Source organism: Paenibacillus agricola, from assembly GCF_011440305.1.
Taxonomy (GTDB): domain Bacteria; phylum Bacillota; class Bacilli; order Paenibacillales; family NBRC-103111; genus Paenibacillus_S; species Paenibacillus_S agricola.
This window is the reverse complement of record NZ_JAAOIW010000007.1, coordinates 77,265-95,703: the sequence shown is the minus strand read 5'-3', so window position 1 is coordinate 95,703 and position 18,439 is coordinate 77,265. Positions and strand designations below refer to the sequence as shown.

Sequence of the window (18,439 nt, the reverse complement as noted above, 5' to 3'; positions counted from 1 at the left end):
ACAATACGCTATAAACCTACTTATCAATACTTGCATTCTTGTGAGCTATTTGTAGCTAGTTGGTATAAATGTTGATAAATTGTTGATAAGTGGGCTATTTTGTGGACAAATTGTGGATAACCTATGGATAGCTATTATCCTCAGGCTCAGAATCACTGTGATATAATGGGAATTATAAATTTTAACATCCTTTACAAAAGTGAGGAATGATTAAATGCGAGCTTATCAAATGGAATTTCATAATATAGCTGAGCTGGAGGAAAATCCACTTCGTTCGGGCTTAAAGCTGCAACGCTTTCCGCAGTCAATCCGCGCCAGCATGGGTGACCAAGGCCGCATGGCGGCGACTCAATCGAGCGGATGCGAGATCCGTTTTGTGACGGAAGCCGGGAAGATTCGCCTTACTATGGAAGCGCTTGAAACAACGGGTGACTTGATGGTGTTCAAGGGAGATTATGTCCACTCTCACCATAGGCTGCAACCTGGAGTAAGGCATACGATCCTCTTGGAAAAGCCAGAGCTGTTCGATAAAATCAAGCCGGAGCTCCTGCAAGCGGGCCGTTTTTCCACGGATGTATGGCGAATATTTACTTGCCGTTACAATGCCATTTTTCACGAGCTCGATACATTTGGCCATGCTGTACGACCTCCGCATGCAGATGAAGTGCCCAAGCTGCGATGGCTTGCTTACGGATCTTCGATCACACATGGGGGAGCAGCGCTTAATAATGTGAATACTTACATCCAGCAAGCTGCTAGGCTGCTGAAGGTGGACGTTCTAAACCAAGGTCTTAGCGGCGCCTGCTTGTGTGAAACCGAAGTGGTCGACTACTTAGTGGGGCGGGAAGATTGGGACTTGGCTACACTAGAGTTAGGCATCAATATGCGCAGGTGGTTTACACCGGAGGAATTTAAGATGCGAACGACTTATTTGATTGAACAAATCACACGTAAGCATCCAGATAAGCCCATTGTGGTAATTACCACCTATCCGAATTTTTCTAATTGGCTTAAAGAGCCCGATGAGACTTCATTGAGGGACGATGTCTATAGGCAAATTTTAAGGGAACTCGTTGCTGCACAATCCCGCCCGAATTTGCATCTGATCGAGGGAAGCGATATTTTATCGGATAAGGCAGGGCTTAGCTGCGATCTTCTCCATCCGTCTGAAGCGGGGCATATCCAGATGGGTTATAATTTAGCAGGCAAGCTGCAACCTATAATTGAGGCTCATCCTCATCTGTTATGAGCAAAAAGGACAATCATGTTCAGCGAGGGCAATAGTTAGTTTGAATCCTTATAGACAGTATCCCCTTTACACAGGTGGAGCTGTCTTTTCTTTTTTTAATCCCGTTTCTTATTAAAAAACAAACAATATTTGTAAATGGAACATATGTTTGGTATAATTAATGGATAAAGTATCTGGAAGATATGATCAGATGAGATTACTGAAGATGTGTAGTATTCCATAAAGGAGTGTGCATAACATTGACGGATGGGCTGATGATTTTGGAAAAGTTGCTTGATCATTATAGTACGGAGGCAGCATGCATAGAAGCACTGATGGCCACAAAATGGTCAAATGGGTTTACTTGTAGATACTGTGGGCATAACCGTGCTTATAAAATCACAACTCGTAAAATTCCACTATTTGAGTGCGCGGCTTGCCGTCATCAATCTTCACTTCTCGCTGGAACAGTGATGGAAGGCAGTAAAACCTCTCTGCAAAAATGGTTCCATGCTCTGCTCCTTGTCTCATTTCAGCCTACTGGCGTCAATGCTGTTCAGCTTCGTGCTGCTATTAGTGTAACTTATAAAACGGCTTGGTTGATGCTTCATAAAATACGCTACGCTATGAACCAGGATGCTGGAAAGTTGCTTTCAGGTATTGTAAGGATCAATAGTGCTATATATGGGAATCCACATAATGCTTCAGTATTACGGCATCCAAAGGAACAGCCTCTATTGATTGGTGCCTCCATCACCGATAAGGGAGAACCAGCCTGTATTAAAATCAAACTTGTTGCCAATGAGCATCTGCGTGAGCGTTTAGTAGTGCCTGATGGAACAAAAGTATTTATTAAATATCAGGTAGCGCCTGGCACTGTTGATGTACAATGTGTAACTGCCCGTTTTAGTCCGCTTCGCTTTAAAAAACTTGTGGACATTGTACATGAAGCTAGTTGCTGGATTAGCAACAAATTTAATGGGATCGGTCCCAAACATTTACAGGCTTATCTTGATGAGTTTAGTTATCGGATAAATATGAAGCTTGAAAACGCAGGTATTTCAATGTTCACTCATCTAACTCGTCAATGTGTCAGTATACCCACGCTTACTTACTCAGCTTTAATCGGTTAACTGGCACACAAAAATGGGCTGATAATAAGCATGTTTAGGTGACTATCCACGATCAGGTTCGTTACCAGCTAGAGGTATGACCAGTGCATGTAGTTAACGAGGCATAGTTAACATATTTAATAAATGGTTATTGAGTGGTGGAAGTTCCTGAATAATGGGGATAATGCTCATAAGGTAGTAAAGGTAGTAAAGGTAGTAAAGGTAGTAATAACAAGGTGAAATTTAATGGGATCACATCATACATAGTGCTACAATGCGCGTCCAGAATTCGCATGCTTTGGAAATGTTCTGTCTATAATGAATTTACTTGTATCAAATAGCCTTTCGGTAATAGGTTCAGTATGATTTATTTGCTATGATAGGGTCATGGAAATTTTTGCCTAAGCTTAACAAGGGGGTGGGAAGATTGTCGTATGTAGCTACGTTTATTCAAGTCGCTGCTGATTGCCCGGTTGAATATGGTGTTGTTCCAATTTCTAAAAAAGAAGCAAAGCCTGCACACATTATACAATACGAGCTTCTAAAGGAGCATCCTTATTTCTATAACCATGAGGAGTTGCTTTTTCAAGTGTATCTGCTCCACAAGGGTATTCCGCTTGATCAATCAGGGGATATTCTCCGGCAGATTCGAGAAGATCTATTCAAAAAATCACATCCCTGCCTAAGAGCCTCCCAACTTCCGAAGAAATATGGCTGGGGCGTTCACTACAATGAGGTTGGACGAATTGCTATTTATGGCAAAGAAACGCCAGAATATCGGGACTTTCTGGAGCAAGCAGGCAATAAACTGACACTCCTTAAGGCGATGCGTAACAAACGGGTTGCGACTTCGTAAAGCTGTATTTTTAAACTTCAATGTCAACTCCGCCTATAGCAGTTTACTGCTACGAAGGTTTATTATGATAGAAAGGGACTTAAGGATATTATGCCTTAAGTCCCTTTTTGCTGTTGCTGGTTATTTTTCTATGGTATCAAGCAGGCGTTTGATCAGTACTGCCGCTTGGGCGCGGCTGGCTGTATCTTGGGGCTTGAAGCTGCCATCTGGGAAACCGCCCAGCAAACCTACACCATTAGCAAGTCGCACACTATTTTGCGCCCAACTGCTGGTCTGCTCTCCATCGATGAAGTTCACTTCTTGTGTGATGATGATATCACTTTCTTGTTTTCCCGTTCCAAGGCTGTAGGCTCGCATAATCATGGCTGCCATCTGTTCACGCGAGATAAGCTGGCTAGGGGCGAAGGTAGAGGCATCTAACCCTTCAATGAGGCCTGCACCGTACGCTTGGTAGACGACATCATGGTACCAGTCAGTTGGCTGCACATCTTGGAAGGTACCCGTGCCCTTGACTGCTGTTATGCCAAGCGTCCGGACGAGCAATGCCGCGAATTCAGCGCGGGTTAGCTTCTGCTCAGGGGCAAACATGTTATCGGAAATGCCCGTTACGATAAATTTGGTTGCCAGTTGTTCAACCTCGGGTTTGGCCCAATGTGTGGTCATATCCGAAAAGGTTTTGTTGTATTCGAGCACAACGAATTGCGAAAAATGGTTGGTTGTAAATGTAATCATCCCATCGGCATCACTTTTTCCACCGACATAGTCCCAGCTTTGCTTGGACAAGTTAAAGGTGTATACACCCAGCTTCGCGGGCTGAACGTCTTGAGGAAGGTCAACTTTCCACTGGATCGTCAGCGGTTTGGCGAAGGCACTGATGGTATCGGTACCCACAGAAACGCTAAAGTCGAAGACGGAAGAAATGTCCCGTGATTGTCCGGGCTTTTTAATTAAAATGTCAGCTCCTGTGGTTGGGATTACACTGAATTTAACGATAGCACTGCTATCTTGTACTTCAATGGCTCCAGGAGGCAGTTCGAACACTTGCCGTCCCGTATCGATAAAGATTGATTTATTTTTGTCAGTGGCCAGTTGCAGGATGGAAGCACTGAATTGGACTTGGACTCCAGAGCCTGTATTACCCGTTTTGGCGTCTATTGTGATCTTGGTCTGGTCCAAAGCTTCCAGCTCATTCTTTAATTGCTCATTTGAAGCTGTGATAACGACTGCAACAGGAACAGAAATAGTGCCTGTTGTATTTTCGGTGGTCGTTGCGCCACCACCGCCACCACCACCGCCACCGCCGCCACCACCGCCACCACCACCGCCACCGCCGCCACCGCCGCCACCACCGCCGCCGGAAATTACTGCTGGGCGGCGTGTAATCGTGAAGGTGTAGGTTTTGGTAGCGCCATCGATTCCGATTGTAGTTGCCGTGAAGGTGTTATCTCCTACATTTAAAGAGACGTTTACCGGTGTATCGTCAGTCACAGCAATGTTATTTAGCTTAACTGAAGTGGATGGAAGGATAGGCATCAAGTACAAGGATAGATTGGTTATACTATAGTCGACTATTGCTTGATAGCTGTATAATTCTGGGTTGAACAAGGGTGAGGTTACTACCCCGCCACTATTTATTGTAACGTTTTTCAGCATACCTGTGCTTAGTTCTCCGAATAAGCGTACAATGTTGAATACATAATTTCGGGCGGAACCGTCTGGGGCGGTAACAATAACATAAAAAGGATTGCTACCCGTTTGTAACTGCCTTGAGATGTGTAAAGTTGCGTCGGGAGTGGCTGCACCATCGATGACCAGAGTAGCCTCTTTATTTTCTAATAAAGCTGCAAAGGCCAGGTTTTTCGTTGAATTGCTGACGTAAAGTGTATAATGTGATGTCTCTTTATTGAAGGGTGTAACCAATACACCTTCGTCATAGTAAATCTTGCTAATGTAATTGTTGGATGAAGCATATTTCTTGTAAATCAATAGAGTGTAGGTCTGCGTAGTGAAATTCTCCGCAATCACTGTAACCGTAATAAAGTTCTCTCCCTGATTAAGGCTGACGGTACGGGAGCCTGAGGCTGCTTGGAAGGCTTGCCCGTTAATAGTAATAGTAGCCTTGGCAGATGCAGCAGTAGCATTAATGACTACGGATGCAATGGGTGCATCCACTGTCGCCTCGTAATAGCTACGGTTGGGAGTTATCGCGATGGCGCTATTATTGATACTTATTGCCGATAAGGTCGTGTCGGATGCTGGCAAGAATTCTCTGGAATACAATGTGTTTGAGGGGATGTATAGCTTGTCCACAGCGTTAGACTCTGCTATGGCACTTACGCTGTACAATCCTGCGAGCGGAAGCTCGAGCCCTACGAACGCAGCTCCACCACTTAGAGCAACCACCTTGTCAGGTGCTGTATCGGTCGCTACCCATTGACCGCTTGCAGGTATATATTGGCTGACCTTCAATACTACATTTCCCGAAGTGGTAGATTGAAGGCTTGTATTTAAATCGCCATTAAAATCATTGGCATTGATGGTAATTGGCATATACGTATAGGTCGCTGTTGCCACTGTTGCAGGGCTAAGTGTGGGCTCCAGCAATAATCGCGGAGTTTCGAAAGCACGCGCTCCATCGATAAGGCCGTTTCCGTAATTGTTATCTCTGCCGACTGCGCCCAAATCGGTGGCAGTGGCCGTAATAATCGTTTGAAGTTGGCTGGCAGCAAGCGACGGGTCGGCAGCTTTCACCATTGCTGCCAAGCCGGTAACGAATGGTGCTGACATCGAGGTTCCGCTTTTGTTGCCATACGCTCCGCCTAATAATGTGCTATAAATTCTCACTCCTGGGGCGACCAGCTTAAGCTCTGGTCCGACATTCGAGAAATTGGCATAAGTATAGGACTCAGTCTGGTTATTGCTGATGTTTTCAGCGGTTGGCTCATTAATCGCCCCAACACTTATCACGCCGGGATAAGCAGCTGGATAGCTAATAGGAGCATCAAGACCAGCGGCATGGTTGCTTTCATTTCCTGCCGCTGCCACCACAAGCGATCCTAGCTTCTGAGCGTACTGAATCGTATCTTGTAGATAAGGATCCACGGTATCACCGCCTAAGCTTAAATTAATGACGGATGCGCCTTGGTCGGCCGCCCATATGATCCCTTGGCCAATTGTACGGGAATTGCCTGAGCCCTCAGCATTCGTTACTTTGACCGGTAGAATACGGACACCGCCAGCTACGCCAGCAATCCCGACATTATTATTCGTGATTGCTGCTGCGATGCCGGCCACGTGGGTGCCGTGGCCATTATCATCATTGGGTAGGGCAGATGGCGTAATAAAGTTAACGCCTTTGTCCAAGCTGCCTACAAGGTCAGGATGGTCGAAATCCACGCCGGAATCGATAATCGCGATCTTGACCAGCCCACGTTTGCTTGCCGGCACCTTTTCCCACAGGGAATCGAGGTGGGATGCCTTGATGCCCCACTGCTGTGGCTGTAAGTCATCGCCGTATACAACGGCGGAGACGCTAGGGGCAGACAGCTGGTACGTATAAACGGGCTGTGCGTACAGCACATCAGGATTGTTATTTAACTCTTTAATAGTATGGTATACGTCGGAGCCTGCAGACAATTCCAGTTTGATAGCACCAACATGGTCATCGGTTTCCATGGATTTAATGGAGACCATTGGGGATGCACTAAAGGGAGAAGCTGCCGAAGCTGTGCCTGGTTTATATTTCACCAGCACCTGGTTAGGGATAAATGCTTTATGGAAGCTGCTCACTGCGGTATTGTCAACGATTTGGGAAGAGCTGAATAAAGCCTCTGTTTCATTAAGCTGTGCTCCAGCAGTGCCGCTCCATAAGCCACATAAGAGTAAAGTAGATAGCAGAATATGGATGGTTTTTTTCACTAAAAGGCCTCCTTGGGAAATGTTGAAATGTATAATTTAAAAACAATATAGCTTGTTAGTTCGATAAAAAATAGCCAAATCCTTTCTATGCGCAAATAAGGTAGTTATTTGTCATATTTTAATCCATATCACTTCTTGGAGCAGCCTTAGTTTTACGACATCAGGTATGGTATCTTATAAGAATAAGAGTATGCTTAGTTGAGATGAATGATGGGGTGGGCAGAATGCCTTTTATGGAGGATTGGATTATTCCTGTATGGAAGTTTATTAATAACTGGATACCGCTTATTAATCTTTTATTTGCGGTAGTCATTATTTTTTTAGAAAGGCGCAATGTAGGGGTTACATGGGCATGGCTCATGCTGCTGCTGCTGTTGCCACTGATTGGATGTATTATTTATTTGTTCATTGGACAAAATCTCGCACGGCAAAAGGTGTACAGGCTAAAGCCAAGGATGGAGCGGTGGGTGCGAGAGGAGCTTGAAGACCAGCGGGTAGCTATTCATGATGAAACCTATGTGTACCATGATCCCGTAGTGCCCAATTTTCGGCATCTGATTTATATGAATTTGCTTAGCAGCATCTCGCCCTTAACACAAAATAATGAGGTCACCCTGCTTACAGACGGCAAACGTAAATTTGAAATGTTATTGGAGAAAATCGAGCAGGCACAGCAGCACATCCACTTGCTTTATTATAAAATTGGGAATGATGCTACAGGCCGTCGGTTGATTGAAGCATTGACTCGCAAAGCGAAGGCTGGGGTTGAGGTGCGGCTGTTGTACGACGATATCGGGTCATTAGATATCAGCAAAAAAATGCTGCTTCCGTTGCGGCAGGCCGGAGGAATGGTCCACTCCTTTTTTCCTGCCAAAATTCCTTACTTGAACTTTCGTTTCAATTACCGAAACCATCGAAAAATTGCTATTATGGATGGAAAGATTGGGTTTATTGGCGGATTCAATATCGGGGATGAATATCTGGGGCTCAACAAGAAGGTTGGCTATTGGCGGGATACGCACTTGATGATATATGGTGATGCGGTGCACAGGCTGCAAATTCAGTTTATGCGTGATTGGGATGTCGCTTCGAATGAGATGCTCTCTTTCGAGCCTGTGCTCTTTCCAGAGATGAAGGATGTAGCTCGGACTGCGGTGCAGGTCGTATCCAGCGGCCCGAATTCGGATAAGCAGCAGATTAAGAATGGCTACATTAAGATGATTTTTCAGGCCAAAAAAAATATATATGTGCAAACCCCGTATTTTGTTCCTGATGAAGGGGTACTAAATGCACTGCGAATAGCTGCCTTATCGGGCATTGATGTGCGGATTATGATCCCGACTAAAGGCGACCATAGGTTGGTCCATTGGGCCTCTTATGCACATATAGGTGACTTGTTACGCGCCGGAGCCAAATGCTATTTGTATGAAAAAGGATTCCTTCACGCGAAAACGATTGCAGTGGATGGAGAGGCAGCGGCTGTAGGGACGGCCAATATGGATCATCGCAGCTTTGAGCTTAATTTCGAAATCACCGCTTTTTTATACGGTTCCGATGTAGCCGCCAAGCTTGAAGCGACCTTTGAACAGGACATGCTGGACTGCCAAATCTTAACATGCGAGGGCTATGATTGTCGGAACCGGCTGATCCGGGCCACGGAATCCGTAGCGAGGCTGCTTTCTCCCCTTCTATGAGGTAAGGAAAGGAAATGTTAAGATCTTATGGGCTTTATCGGCGTGTTCGATAAGCTCTTTTTTGTCGATAAATGGTTTGGAATTGTGCTTGCGGTTCCGACATTGACTGTAATCTTGTGGTCAAATGGGGAATAGCGATGAGGCATACCGAGGTTTCAATAGCCATCCTTGCTTTCATAGCAAAGCTTAATGCATCGGCGGCAGGGATCCGCGGCAGAATGCAAATCCTAGGTTCGCATGCGGTTTTTTCATATGCTACAATATGCGTATGTGCAATAAAGGAAGCTATTTACAATTCGCTATCAGCCCAAGGCTGGCCATGCAGGGATATGGTGGTTAACAAGGTGGAGGAGCTTTGGCTATGAGTGAGGAACGAATTGAGAAACTAATTGATAAGGTAGAGAAAGAGCTACTGCCACATTTGCATATAGAAAGTGCCGACCCTCGCAACCCAGTCGTCCCACACCATGTCCCTTTTCCGTGGAAGCTGTTGGGTGCTGGTAATTATGCAGCGGTTATGACCCATCCTGAAATGGACGATTTCGTGGTCAAGGTGTATGCTCCAGGGCGTCCGGGAATCCAGGAGGAGGTAGAGGTCTACCGCAGGCTGGGCAACCATCCGGCTTATTCGGAATGCTTGTATGTAGGCTCGCATTATCTAATCCTTCGCCGGCTAAGGGGCCACACCTTTTATGCTTGCCTACTGCGTGGCATTTATATCCCACAGCAGGCCGTTGACGATATTGATGACGCGCTGGACTACGCCCGTGGGCGCGGCTTGTTCCCACATGATGTGCACGGCAAAAATGTAATGCTCCAGAACGAGCGCGGCGTTGTGGTAGATGTCTCAGATTTTCTCAAAGAGGACCCTTGCTCCATGTGGGATGATGTGAAAACGGCGTATAACCGGTTTTATTTTCCGGTTTTCCATAAGCTGCCGATCCCTGAGCATGTTTTGGATTTGGTAAGAAAAAGCTACCGCTGGCTGGACAAGCGGAGCCGCTCACGGGAGGATTCTTAGAGTGACGCATGACTTTCCTGAATTTGGGTATACTTAGCTATAGTTGTTTCAAGTTAGCGCTGGAAGGTTATTTAATAGAGGTAGATTCATTTCAGAAACCTATAAAACCATTCAAGGAGAGTGTCCATTATGGCTAATGCAGTTAAAAACTCAACTGACCAATTACATCAAATTTTGAATCATCAGGTAGCTAACTTTGGTGTTCTATACATTAAGCTGCACAATTTCCATTGGTACGTCAAGGGACCTAATTTCTTCACGCTTCATATTAAGCTTGAGGAATTGTACAACGAAACGACTTTGCATTTTGATGCAATTGCGGAGCGACTGCTTACATTGCATGGCCAACCAATTGCCACTATGGCGGGTATGCTGAAGGAATCCGATATCAAGGAAGCCCAAGGTACGGAAAAGGCAGAAGATATGGTTCGCGAAGTGGTTGCGGACTTTAAGCTAATTAACGACCAACTGAAAGAAGGTATGGAAACTGCTGAGAAAGCCGGCGACGAAACAACTGGCGATATGCTGCTCTCGATCCATGCAAGCTTGGAAAAACACACTTGGATGCTGGAAGCATTCTTGGGTAAATAAATGATATTAAACCCGGGGCACTGCTATAAGCAGTGCTCTTTTTGTTTTATTCGCTCCATTAGCTTTTCAAGCACAGGATTCGGTATAATAAAGAAAAGGCTTAGAATCGCTATCAATTTAGGGGGGATAAATGAATGAATGGAATGAATGGCTTTAATATATGGCTGATTACGGCCGCAATGTCATTAGGGCTTGCTGCGACAGGCTGCACTGACGCCGAGACGAAGTCGCCGGCTTCCGCGACTCAACCGGCAACTGTGGTGCCACAGCCGCCAACCGCAACGATCCCGCCCGCAGCTACCCCGCCCACGGCAACCCCACAAACGCCGGTGGCTCCAGCAACTCCTGCCGCCAATGTAAATGCGGACTTCCCGTATACGCAGGAGGTGCTTGCGAGCAAGCTGGACGTGCCATGGGATATGGATATAGCAGCCGATGGACGCATCTTCTTCACGGAACGTGGCGGGCTTATTCGCGTAATCGATAACGGCAAGCTGTTGGAGCAGCCAGCCTATCGCTTTGAGAAGCCCTTCACCCAGAAAGGGGAGTCCGGCCTGCTGGGACTGGTGCTGGATAAGGATTTCGCCAATAACCACGCAATGTATGTGTACCACACGTACGAGGAGGGTGGAGAAACCCGAAACCAGGTGCTGCGCATGATAGAGAGCGGCAACCAATTAAAGCTGGATAAAGTTATTATAGACAAGCTGCCCGGGGCACAGAATCATGATGGCGGACGGGTCAAAATCGGACCCGATGGCTTGCTCTATATCACAAGCGGTGATGCCGGCAAAGCCTCTATGGCGCAAGAGCTCGACCAGCTAGGTGGAAAAATATTACGCATCCAAACGGACGGCTCCATCCCGAAGGATAACCCGTTTCCGAATTCCCCTGTGTACAGCTTGGGGCATCGTAATCCGCAGGGCTTGTCCTGGCATCCTGTAACGGGCAAGCTGTTCAGCACAGAGCATGGCCAATCGGCCCATGACGAGTTTAACCTGATCGAGCCCGGTGCTAACTATGGCTGGCCGTTGATCGAGGGCGATATAGCCGAGGTTGCAGCCAAAGACAAGACGAAGCTGGGTCCAGGCGCCCTTAAGACGCCGATAGCCCACAGTGCGAAAGAAACCTGGGCGCCATCCGGGATTACTTTCGTAACGAAAGGACCTTGGACGGGTAATCTGCTGGCAGCCAATCTGCGCGGCACCCAGGTGCTCCGCGTGATCTTAGGAAGTGACCAGCAGTCTGTCCAGCAGCTGGTGCCGCTCTTCAAGAATGAACTGGGCCGGGTTCGTAATGTTATGGAAGGGCCGGACGGCTCGATCTATATTATGACGAACAACCGTGATGGCCGTGGCAATCCAGGCGCAGAGGATGATAGGCTGATCCGGCTGAGGCCGACTTTCTGAAGATAGAGCCCGATCTTCCCTTGCGAATGTCGCACATAAAGAATAATCAGAACGGGGAATCAAAGCCAAATGTTATCATTGGAAACTATAATTGATGAGGTAATTAAAAAGAGCACCTTGATCCAAGGGACCTTCAGCCAGCTGCGTACGGGCAGTTCCTCCACCTACAGCAAGGTTACGGTCAAGCCGCTGGAGCTAAAGGGGGAGCTGCATTACCAGTTCAGCTCCTTTGGCGGCAACAAAGTGCTGCATGATAATCTGCTGCCTGCGGCGGCAGCCAGTCGAATCCTTCTGCTGCTGTCCGATACGTACCGACAGGGATTGATACAGGCAGCAACTGCTGATTACCAGGTGCTAATTAATAAAAAGGGCAAGCTCGGCATCCTTGCAAAGCCGCCGACGAAGAAGCCGGCCGCCGTGCTTAGCCATAACCGCAAAAAAAACTATTTGCTGGAGGAGGGCACTCCGGTGCCTTTTCTGGTGGAGCTTGGCATCATGAATGCCGATGGCAAGGTGCTGGCGCCGAAATATGATAAATTTCGGCAAATTAACCGGTTCGTCGAGCTCATAGCCGATATCGTTCCGCATTTGCCGACTGGGCGCACGCTCAACATTGTCGATTTTGGCTGCGGCAAGTCGTACCTGACGTTTGCACTGTACCATTATTTGAAGGAGCTCCAAGGCTTCGATATCCGTGTCATCGGACTTGATTTGAAGGAGGATGTTATCCGCCATTGCAGTGAGCTTGCTGAACGCTTTGGCTATGACGGACTCCAATTTCTAGTCGGGGATATTGCTGACTATAATGGGCTTGCGCAAGTAGATATGGTCGTCACGCTGCATGCTTGTGATACCGCTACAGACGCAGCCTTGGAGAAGGCCATCCGCTGGCAGGCAGGCGTGATTTTATCGGTGCCATGCTGCCAGCATGAGCTGTTCCAGCAGGTGAAGAGCGATGTGCTGGCGCCACTCTTGCAGCATGGCATCCTTAAGGAGCGCTTCTCGGCACTCGCGACCGATGCGATTCGAGCACAATTGCTAGACATCATGGGCTACAGGACGCAGCTGCTGGAGTTTATTGATATGGAGCATACACCCAAAAATATATTAATCCGCGCGGTCAAAGGCAACTCGCTTAAAGCTGAGGAGCAAGCGGCGATGGTTCGCAGCTATCTCGATTTCCGCAGCTTTTTGCATGCAGCCCCTTATCTGGAGCGCGCATTGGGAGCCGAATTGCAGCCGCTGCTGGATACCGCAGGCAAGCTGGAGACGATAGTGGAAGCTTAATAACCTGGGAAGCAAATCACATGCAGGGAGATCCTTTCAAGGATCTCTTTTTCTATAGACAGGTAGGCTGCAGAAGCTGATTTATATGATATAGTAAAAAAGACATATAAATTTGTGGTCATAATAGGCCTTTTTGCTTATTGATCATGTATAATCAATATGGGTGATAATTCAAATATGGGAGGTGCTCTATGCTTAAATGGGTTCACTCATTAACGGCTAGATTTATGTTGTTTGCAGGGATCATTTTGTTGGTGCTGATAGGTGGTATATATGCTTACGAATGGGACAAAATTCGAGCCGATTCGGAAAAGCAGCTTTTTGAAAAAGGAAGTACGATGGCAGTTTCACTCTCCAAAGCGCTGCAGAGCATAACTGAAAATGACATTAGAGATGGAATAATTCTAAAAGATGGAACGAGGCTGTCAGGTGAAGACCTCAAGCGCAATTTGTTTAACGACAATTTGCAGCTAATTCCTGAAAGTGAGCTGGAAGCGCAAAAACGTGCCAAAGATCCTGCATACGCGGCATTGCAGCAAAAGCTTTTTGATGGACGGATGATTCCACTCTCTAAATACGAGCTCAAGTATACAAGCGCTTATGACGCTTACACGGATGACCATTGGCAACGGGTTATTGATGGTTTTTTGACAGATGAAAATGTTATTTTCGTTGTGCCGATTGCTTATTCGGCTAATCCTGATTTTAATGGCTATGTAGGTACTCACAATATGAAAAGTAGCCCACTGGGCGAGGAATCGAAGGATGCTTGGGGCACGACGGGCATAAACAGCCAAAAGTATCGGGCTAATCGTGTATTTAATGATATTGTTGGCTACACGGCAGCCTCTTATAAAGATACATCACAAACGCTGCTGCAAAAATATTCGCAGGTAGTGGAACAGCAGGTCTTTGAAAGATGGGATTTGGCATACCCGCTTGTTATTGATGGCAAGAACTGGGGAGCGGTTCGTGTTGATTTATCGAAGCAAGCCTCGGATGCTTTTATTACCCAGCAACGTCTGAAAGTAGCGCTGGAGTTTGGCGGTTTATACATAGGGGTCTTGTTACTTTTATTCCTCTTATCGGGTGCGATTGTGTCCCGCAAATTAAGATTTGTACTTCAGGCTGCGACGAACTTGAATTCCCAAGAGGCTGACCTTACTTATCGGATTCCCGTTCGAGGCAAGGATGAGATGGCGATGCTCGCCATCGAAATCAATAAATTTATCGCTCATTTACAGGAAATGATGGGAACCATCGGGCGGATGTCTAACCAGGTAGGTGCGATATCTGGCCATTTAACAGATAGTGCGGTACGGTCTACAGCCACAGCGTCGGGAATTTCGCATACCATTGAGTCGCTCAGCCACGGGGCTGGCTCTCAAGCGATTAGTGCCGAGGATAGCGCCAAGGCGATGGGAGAAATGGCTGTCGGCATCCAGCGGATTGCCGAGGCTTCCGCCGAAGTGTCAGAGGCGACCCAGCATTTGGCGCGGGAGGCCGAAGATGGCGACCGGGCGTCCGAGCAGGCGATGCGGCAGATGGTTACGCTCAGCGAATCAGCTAGCGGGGTGGGCCTAGCGATTGACAAGCTGGAGCAAGGCATGGACGCCGTAGGCGGGATGGCGCAGGTCATATCCGGGATTGCTTCGCAAACTGGATTACTGGCGCTGAATGCCGCTATTGAAGCGGCGCGCGCCGGAGAGCAAGGCAAAGGGTTTGCTGTGGTTGCCAGCGAGGTCAGGAAGCTCGCAGACCAATCCGAGGCATCCGCGCGGCAAATTAACGAGCGGATTACCGACATCCAGGCCTCTATGGCAGCGGCTGTACATGCGATGAGCCTAGGCGAGGCGGAAATAAAGGACGGCGTGCTGCAGGTTGGGCAGCTTCGTGAAGTGCTGTCGCGCATGCTAAATTCCGTCAATGACGTATCAACTCAGATGGAGGAAATTTCTGCCGCGGCCGAGCAAATGTCTGCGGGCACGGAGGAAGTGACCGCTGGGATCGAGGAAATAGCGCGGATTGCCGGCAGCGCATCCGACCAAGCGCAGCAGGTAGCCGAGGCTTCGCTGCTCCAACTGCAGGATTCCGAGGCGACCAGCACAAGGTCGCAGGAGCTGATGGAGGCTGCGGGGCAGTTGAAAGCCACCGCGGACAAATTCAAGGTATAAGCGGCAACTGGTTTCGTTTCACTATTACGAATTAACATGATGGGTCGTAAAACGATGAAAAACATCGTTTTACGACCTATTTTTATAAAAAGAGACTCTAATACGATTTAAAACTGGGTTCATGGACGAAGTCCCTATTTTATTGCATTACTCTTGTTTGAGGTAAATCGGAATTGGTTAAGGAGATGGTAAGTGAAAAGGCGGATACATAGTACAAGACTAGATAAAACGGGGAGCTGGTTGGATGCTATTAGAAGGCTTTTACCATATCGCCCAAAACAACTGGGCCTACGCCTACGATAAAGACACAATCCATGTGCGAGTCCGCACAAAACGGGATGATGTGGAAGAAGTCACCGCAGAGACTGGCGACAAATACGACTGGGCTCGATTTTATGAGGAATACCCGTTGAAGAAAACAGGAGCCGATAAAATGTTCGATTACTGGGAGGCGAGTATTCGTCCGCCCAATAAGCGGGTTTCCTACTGCTTCCGCATACGTGCGGGCTCGGAAACGGTGTGGCTCACGGAAAATGGAATCCTCCACTATCGTCCAATGCCAACTGGAGGCTATTATGATATTCCGTATATTCATGAGGTTGACCTTCACATGGTTCCGGAATGGGCGAAAAGGGCGGTATTTTATCAGATTTTCCCCGAGCGCTTTGCTAATGGCGACCCTTCGAATGATCCGGCTAATACGGAGCCGTGGGGCGGTAAGCCGACGTACACCAATTCCTTTGGTGGAGATTTGCAAGGGATCATTAACCATCTCGATTATTTGGAAAACCTCGGCATCACAGCGCTGTACCTAACACCGGTATTTGAGGCGCCCTCTAATCATAAATACGACACCGTCGATTACAAAAAAGTCGATTCCCATTTAGGCAGCAATGAAAAGCTCCATGAGCTTGTAGAGGCCTGCCACCTTCGGGGGATTAAAGTTATGCTGGACGCGGTATTTAACCATTGCAGTGAGCATTTCCCCCCGTTCCAGGATGTGCTTAAAAAAGGGGCGAAATCTGAATACGCCAGCTGGTTCCATATCCATAGCTATCCCTTGAGCATTCATGAAGGAATTCCCAGCTACGATACCTTTGGTTTTTATGGCTATATGCCCAAGCTGAACACGGCTAACCCGGAGGTTAAAAGATACCTGCTTGAGGTAGCTGAATATTGGGTCAAGGAAGTCGGGATTGATGGCTGGCGGCTGGATGTGGCCAACGAGGTCGATCATTATTTTTGGAGGGATTTCCGGGATGTGGTCAAAGCGGCCAATCCAAATGCCTATATTGTGGGCGAGGTATGGAATGATTCGCTGAAATGGTTGCTTGGCGACCAATTTGATTCGGTGATGAACTATCCATTTTCCAACAAGCTGCTAGAGTTTTTCTCCAGCTCACGTATGGATGGCTATAACTTTGCAACAAGTATAAGCGGCCTGCTGATGCGGTATCCGCAGCAAACCAATGAAGTGATTTTCAATCTGCTATGCAGCCATGATACGCCCCGGGTGATGAACCGGGTTGGCGAAAATAAGCGGAGGCTTAAGCTATGTGTCGTGTTTTTGCTTACCTTTATGGGAACCCCATGCATCTTCTATGGAGATGAGATTGGCTTAACGGGAGGGGAAGACCCGGATTGCCGCAAATGTATGGAATGGGATGAGTCCAAGCAGGACCGCGAGCTCTATGACTTCTATAAGCTCTTGATCGCTCTAAGGCGCAAGCATGAGGTATTAGTTTCCGGCAGCTTCCGTTTTCTGAAGGCAGACCATGGAGATAGCCGGATCATTTATGAACGGTTGAACCGTCGTGTCCATTTCACGGTATGGATGAACAATACGGAAGAAAAGACCGTATTAAGCCATCCCATGGAAACCAATGACTGGTATGATGCGCTCACGGGGCAGCCTGTACGCACCAAGGATGGGATGATGAATATCCAGCTTGAGGAATTGGGTTACCGGATTCTTTATCGTTCTCTTCAATAACCAACCGCCTGGGAGTGATCACCTTGCTACAGAACAAGTTTTTTCGGATATGTATCGGTATTATATTGGTGTTGGTCATCTTTAATTTGATGAATATGGTCGGTTTTTTGTTTACTCCATTGCTGGTTATGCTTCAGACCTTATTCGTGCCCATCCTGATATCAGGATTTCTTTACTATATGCTCCGCCCCCTGGTTAACTTTTTGGAGAAAAAAGGCATTGGGCGCGGCGTGGGGACGCTGTTGATTTATTTTGTTATAACCAGCATTGTGGGCCTGTTTATTGTCGCTTTTGGTCCTATGCTGCAAACCCAAATCGAAAATTTCATGGCGAATGCTCCGGAGCTGGTGGAAAGTACAAGGGTGCAGATTGAAAAGCTCCAACAAAATCGGTTACTGGCCGCCTATTTCACAAAGGACCAAGGTGATATTTCGACAAAAATTTCCGAGTATATCAACAGCGCCATTAATTATGCAACAGCTTACTTAAGCGATACCATGAGTTTTTTGACCAGTATTCTATTAATTATTACGACGATTCCGATCATCTTATATTATTTATTAATAAGCGGGCATAAGGCGATGGACAATGCGGTCAGTATGCTGCCCAAGAGTTATACTTATGTCGCCAAAGAAACATTGGAGGAGATCGATAGTGTTTTAAGTGGCTATATCATCGGTCGTATCATTATTTGTATTTGTTTGGGAATCCCGGTTTATCTCGGTTTTTTGTGGATCGGCCTTCCTTATCCGCTGCTACTCGCCATTATCATAGCTGTCACGAACCTGATCCCCTTTATCGGACCGATCATCGGGGCGGTTCCAGCCCTTATTGTCGCATTCACGCAATCCTATCCAATGATGATGTGGGTAGCTCTACTCATTATTGTGGCGCAGCAATTGGATGATACTATACTGGCGCCTCAAGTATTTGGCAAAAAAATGGACGTGCATCCCCTAACGATTGTCCTGCTATTGTTAGTGGGAGAGAAGCTGGCAGGCATTCTCGGTATGCTCTTGGCGATTCCCCTGTACATGGTGCTAAAGATTATTTTATTGCGAATTAATCGCCTGTTTGTTTTTCGTTACGAATAAAAAAGAATGGCCACTCCCCTGGTTTCATTTAGGCGCCTAAACGTTTAATAAAAGATACAAAC

12 protein-coding genes are annotated in these 18,439 nt (G+C 47.1%); 11 read left to right on the top strand and 1 reads right to left on the bottom strand.

The window, feature by feature from the left end:
- Positions 1 to 229: 229 nt before the first annotated feature.
- From G9U52_RS19575 to G9U52_RS19565, 3 genes are all read left to right on the top strand, one after another.
- Positions 230 to 1,249, top strand: coding sequence for an SGNH/GDSL hydrolase family protein (locus G9U52_RS19575; RefSeq protein WP_207953081.1), 1,020 nt, complete (start codon positions 230 to 232; stop codon positions 1,247 to 1,249).
- 239 nt (positions 1,250 to 1,488) lie between these two features.
- Entirely contained in the window at positions 1,489 to 2,361 is an 873-nt protein-coding gene (locus tag G9U52_RS19570) for a transposase (RefSeq protein WP_166152336.1), read from the top strand.
- A gap of 406 nt (positions 2,362 to 2,767) precedes the next feature.
- Positions 2,768 to 3,196, top strand: a complete 429-nt coding sequence (locus G9U52_RS19565) for a DUF6157 family protein (protein ID WP_243767447.1) — start codon at positions 2,768 to 2,770, stop codon at positions 3,194 to 3,196.
- A gap of 120 nt (positions 3,197 to 3,316) precedes the next feature.
- On the opposite strand, the gene G9U52_RS19560 is transcribed toward G9U52_RS19565, so the two are convergent.
- Positions 3,317 to 7,114 (bottom strand): S8 family serine peptidase, encoded by a 3,798-nt coding sequence (locus tag G9U52_RS19560; protein ID WP_166152334.1) that lies wholly within the window; start codon positions 7,112 to 7,114, stop codon positions 3,317 to 3,319.
- Between the two features lie 203 nt (positions 7,115 to 7,317).
- Here G9U52_RS19560 and cls point away from each other — a divergent pair, with 203 nt between their 5' ends.
- From cls to G9U52_RS19520, 8 genes are all read left to right on the top strand, one after another.
- Positions 7,318 to 8,808, top strand: coding sequence for a cardiolipin synthase (gene cls, locus G9U52_RS19555; RefSeq protein WP_243767446.1), 1,491 nt, complete (start codon positions 7,318 to 7,320; stop codon positions 8,806 to 8,808).
- Positions 8,809 to 9,169: 361 nt separating this feature from the next.
- Complete coding sequence (locus tag G9U52_RS19550; RefSeq protein ID WP_166152333.1) at positions 9,170 to 9,829, top strand: protein kinase family protein; 660 nt, start codon at positions 9,170 to 9,172, stop codon at positions 9,827 to 9,829.
- Positions 9,830 to 9,958: 129 nt separating this feature from the next.
- A complete protein-coding gene (locus G9U52_RS19545; RefSeq protein ID WP_166152332.1) occupies positions 9,959 to 10,420 on the top strand; it encodes a Dps family protein in 462 nt (153 codons plus the stop codon).
- A 134-nt stretch (positions 10,421 to 10,554) separates the two neighbouring features.
- Positions 10,555 to 11,829: a PQQ-dependent sugar dehydrogenase gene (locus tag G9U52_RS19540; protein ID WP_166152331.1), complete on the top strand. Its 1,275-nt coding sequence runs from the start codon at positions 10,555 to 10,557 to the stop codon at positions 11,827 to 11,829.
- A gap of 69 nt (positions 11,830 to 11,898) precedes the next feature.
- Complete coding sequence (locus G9U52_RS19535; RefSeq protein ID WP_166152330.1) at positions 11,899 to 13,116, top strand: class I SAM-dependent methyltransferase; 1,218 nt, start codon at positions 11,899 to 11,901, stop codon at positions 13,114 to 13,116.
- Positions 13,117 to 13,307: 191 nt separating this feature from the next.
- Positions 13,308 to 15,290 (top strand): methyl-accepting chemotaxis protein, encoded by a 1,983-nt coding sequence (locus tag G9U52_RS19530; protein WP_166152329.1) that lies wholly within the window; start codon positions 13,308 to 13,310, stop codon positions 15,288 to 15,290.
- Positions 15,291 to 15,534: 244 nt separating this feature from the next.
- On the top strand, positions 15,535 to 17,283 hold the full coding sequence (locus G9U52_RS19525; protein ID WP_166152328.1) for an alpha-glycosidase: 1,749 nt from the start codon (positions 15,535 to 15,537) through the stop codon (positions 17,281 to 17,283).
- A gap of 14 nt (positions 17,284 to 17,297) precedes the next feature.
- On the top strand, positions 17,298 to 18,377 hold the full coding sequence (locus G9U52_RS19520; protein ID WP_311764895.1) for an AI-2E family transporter: 1,080 nt from the start codon (positions 17,298 to 17,300) through the stop codon (positions 18,375 to 18,377).
- Positions 18,378 to 18,439 lie beyond the last annotated feature (62 nt).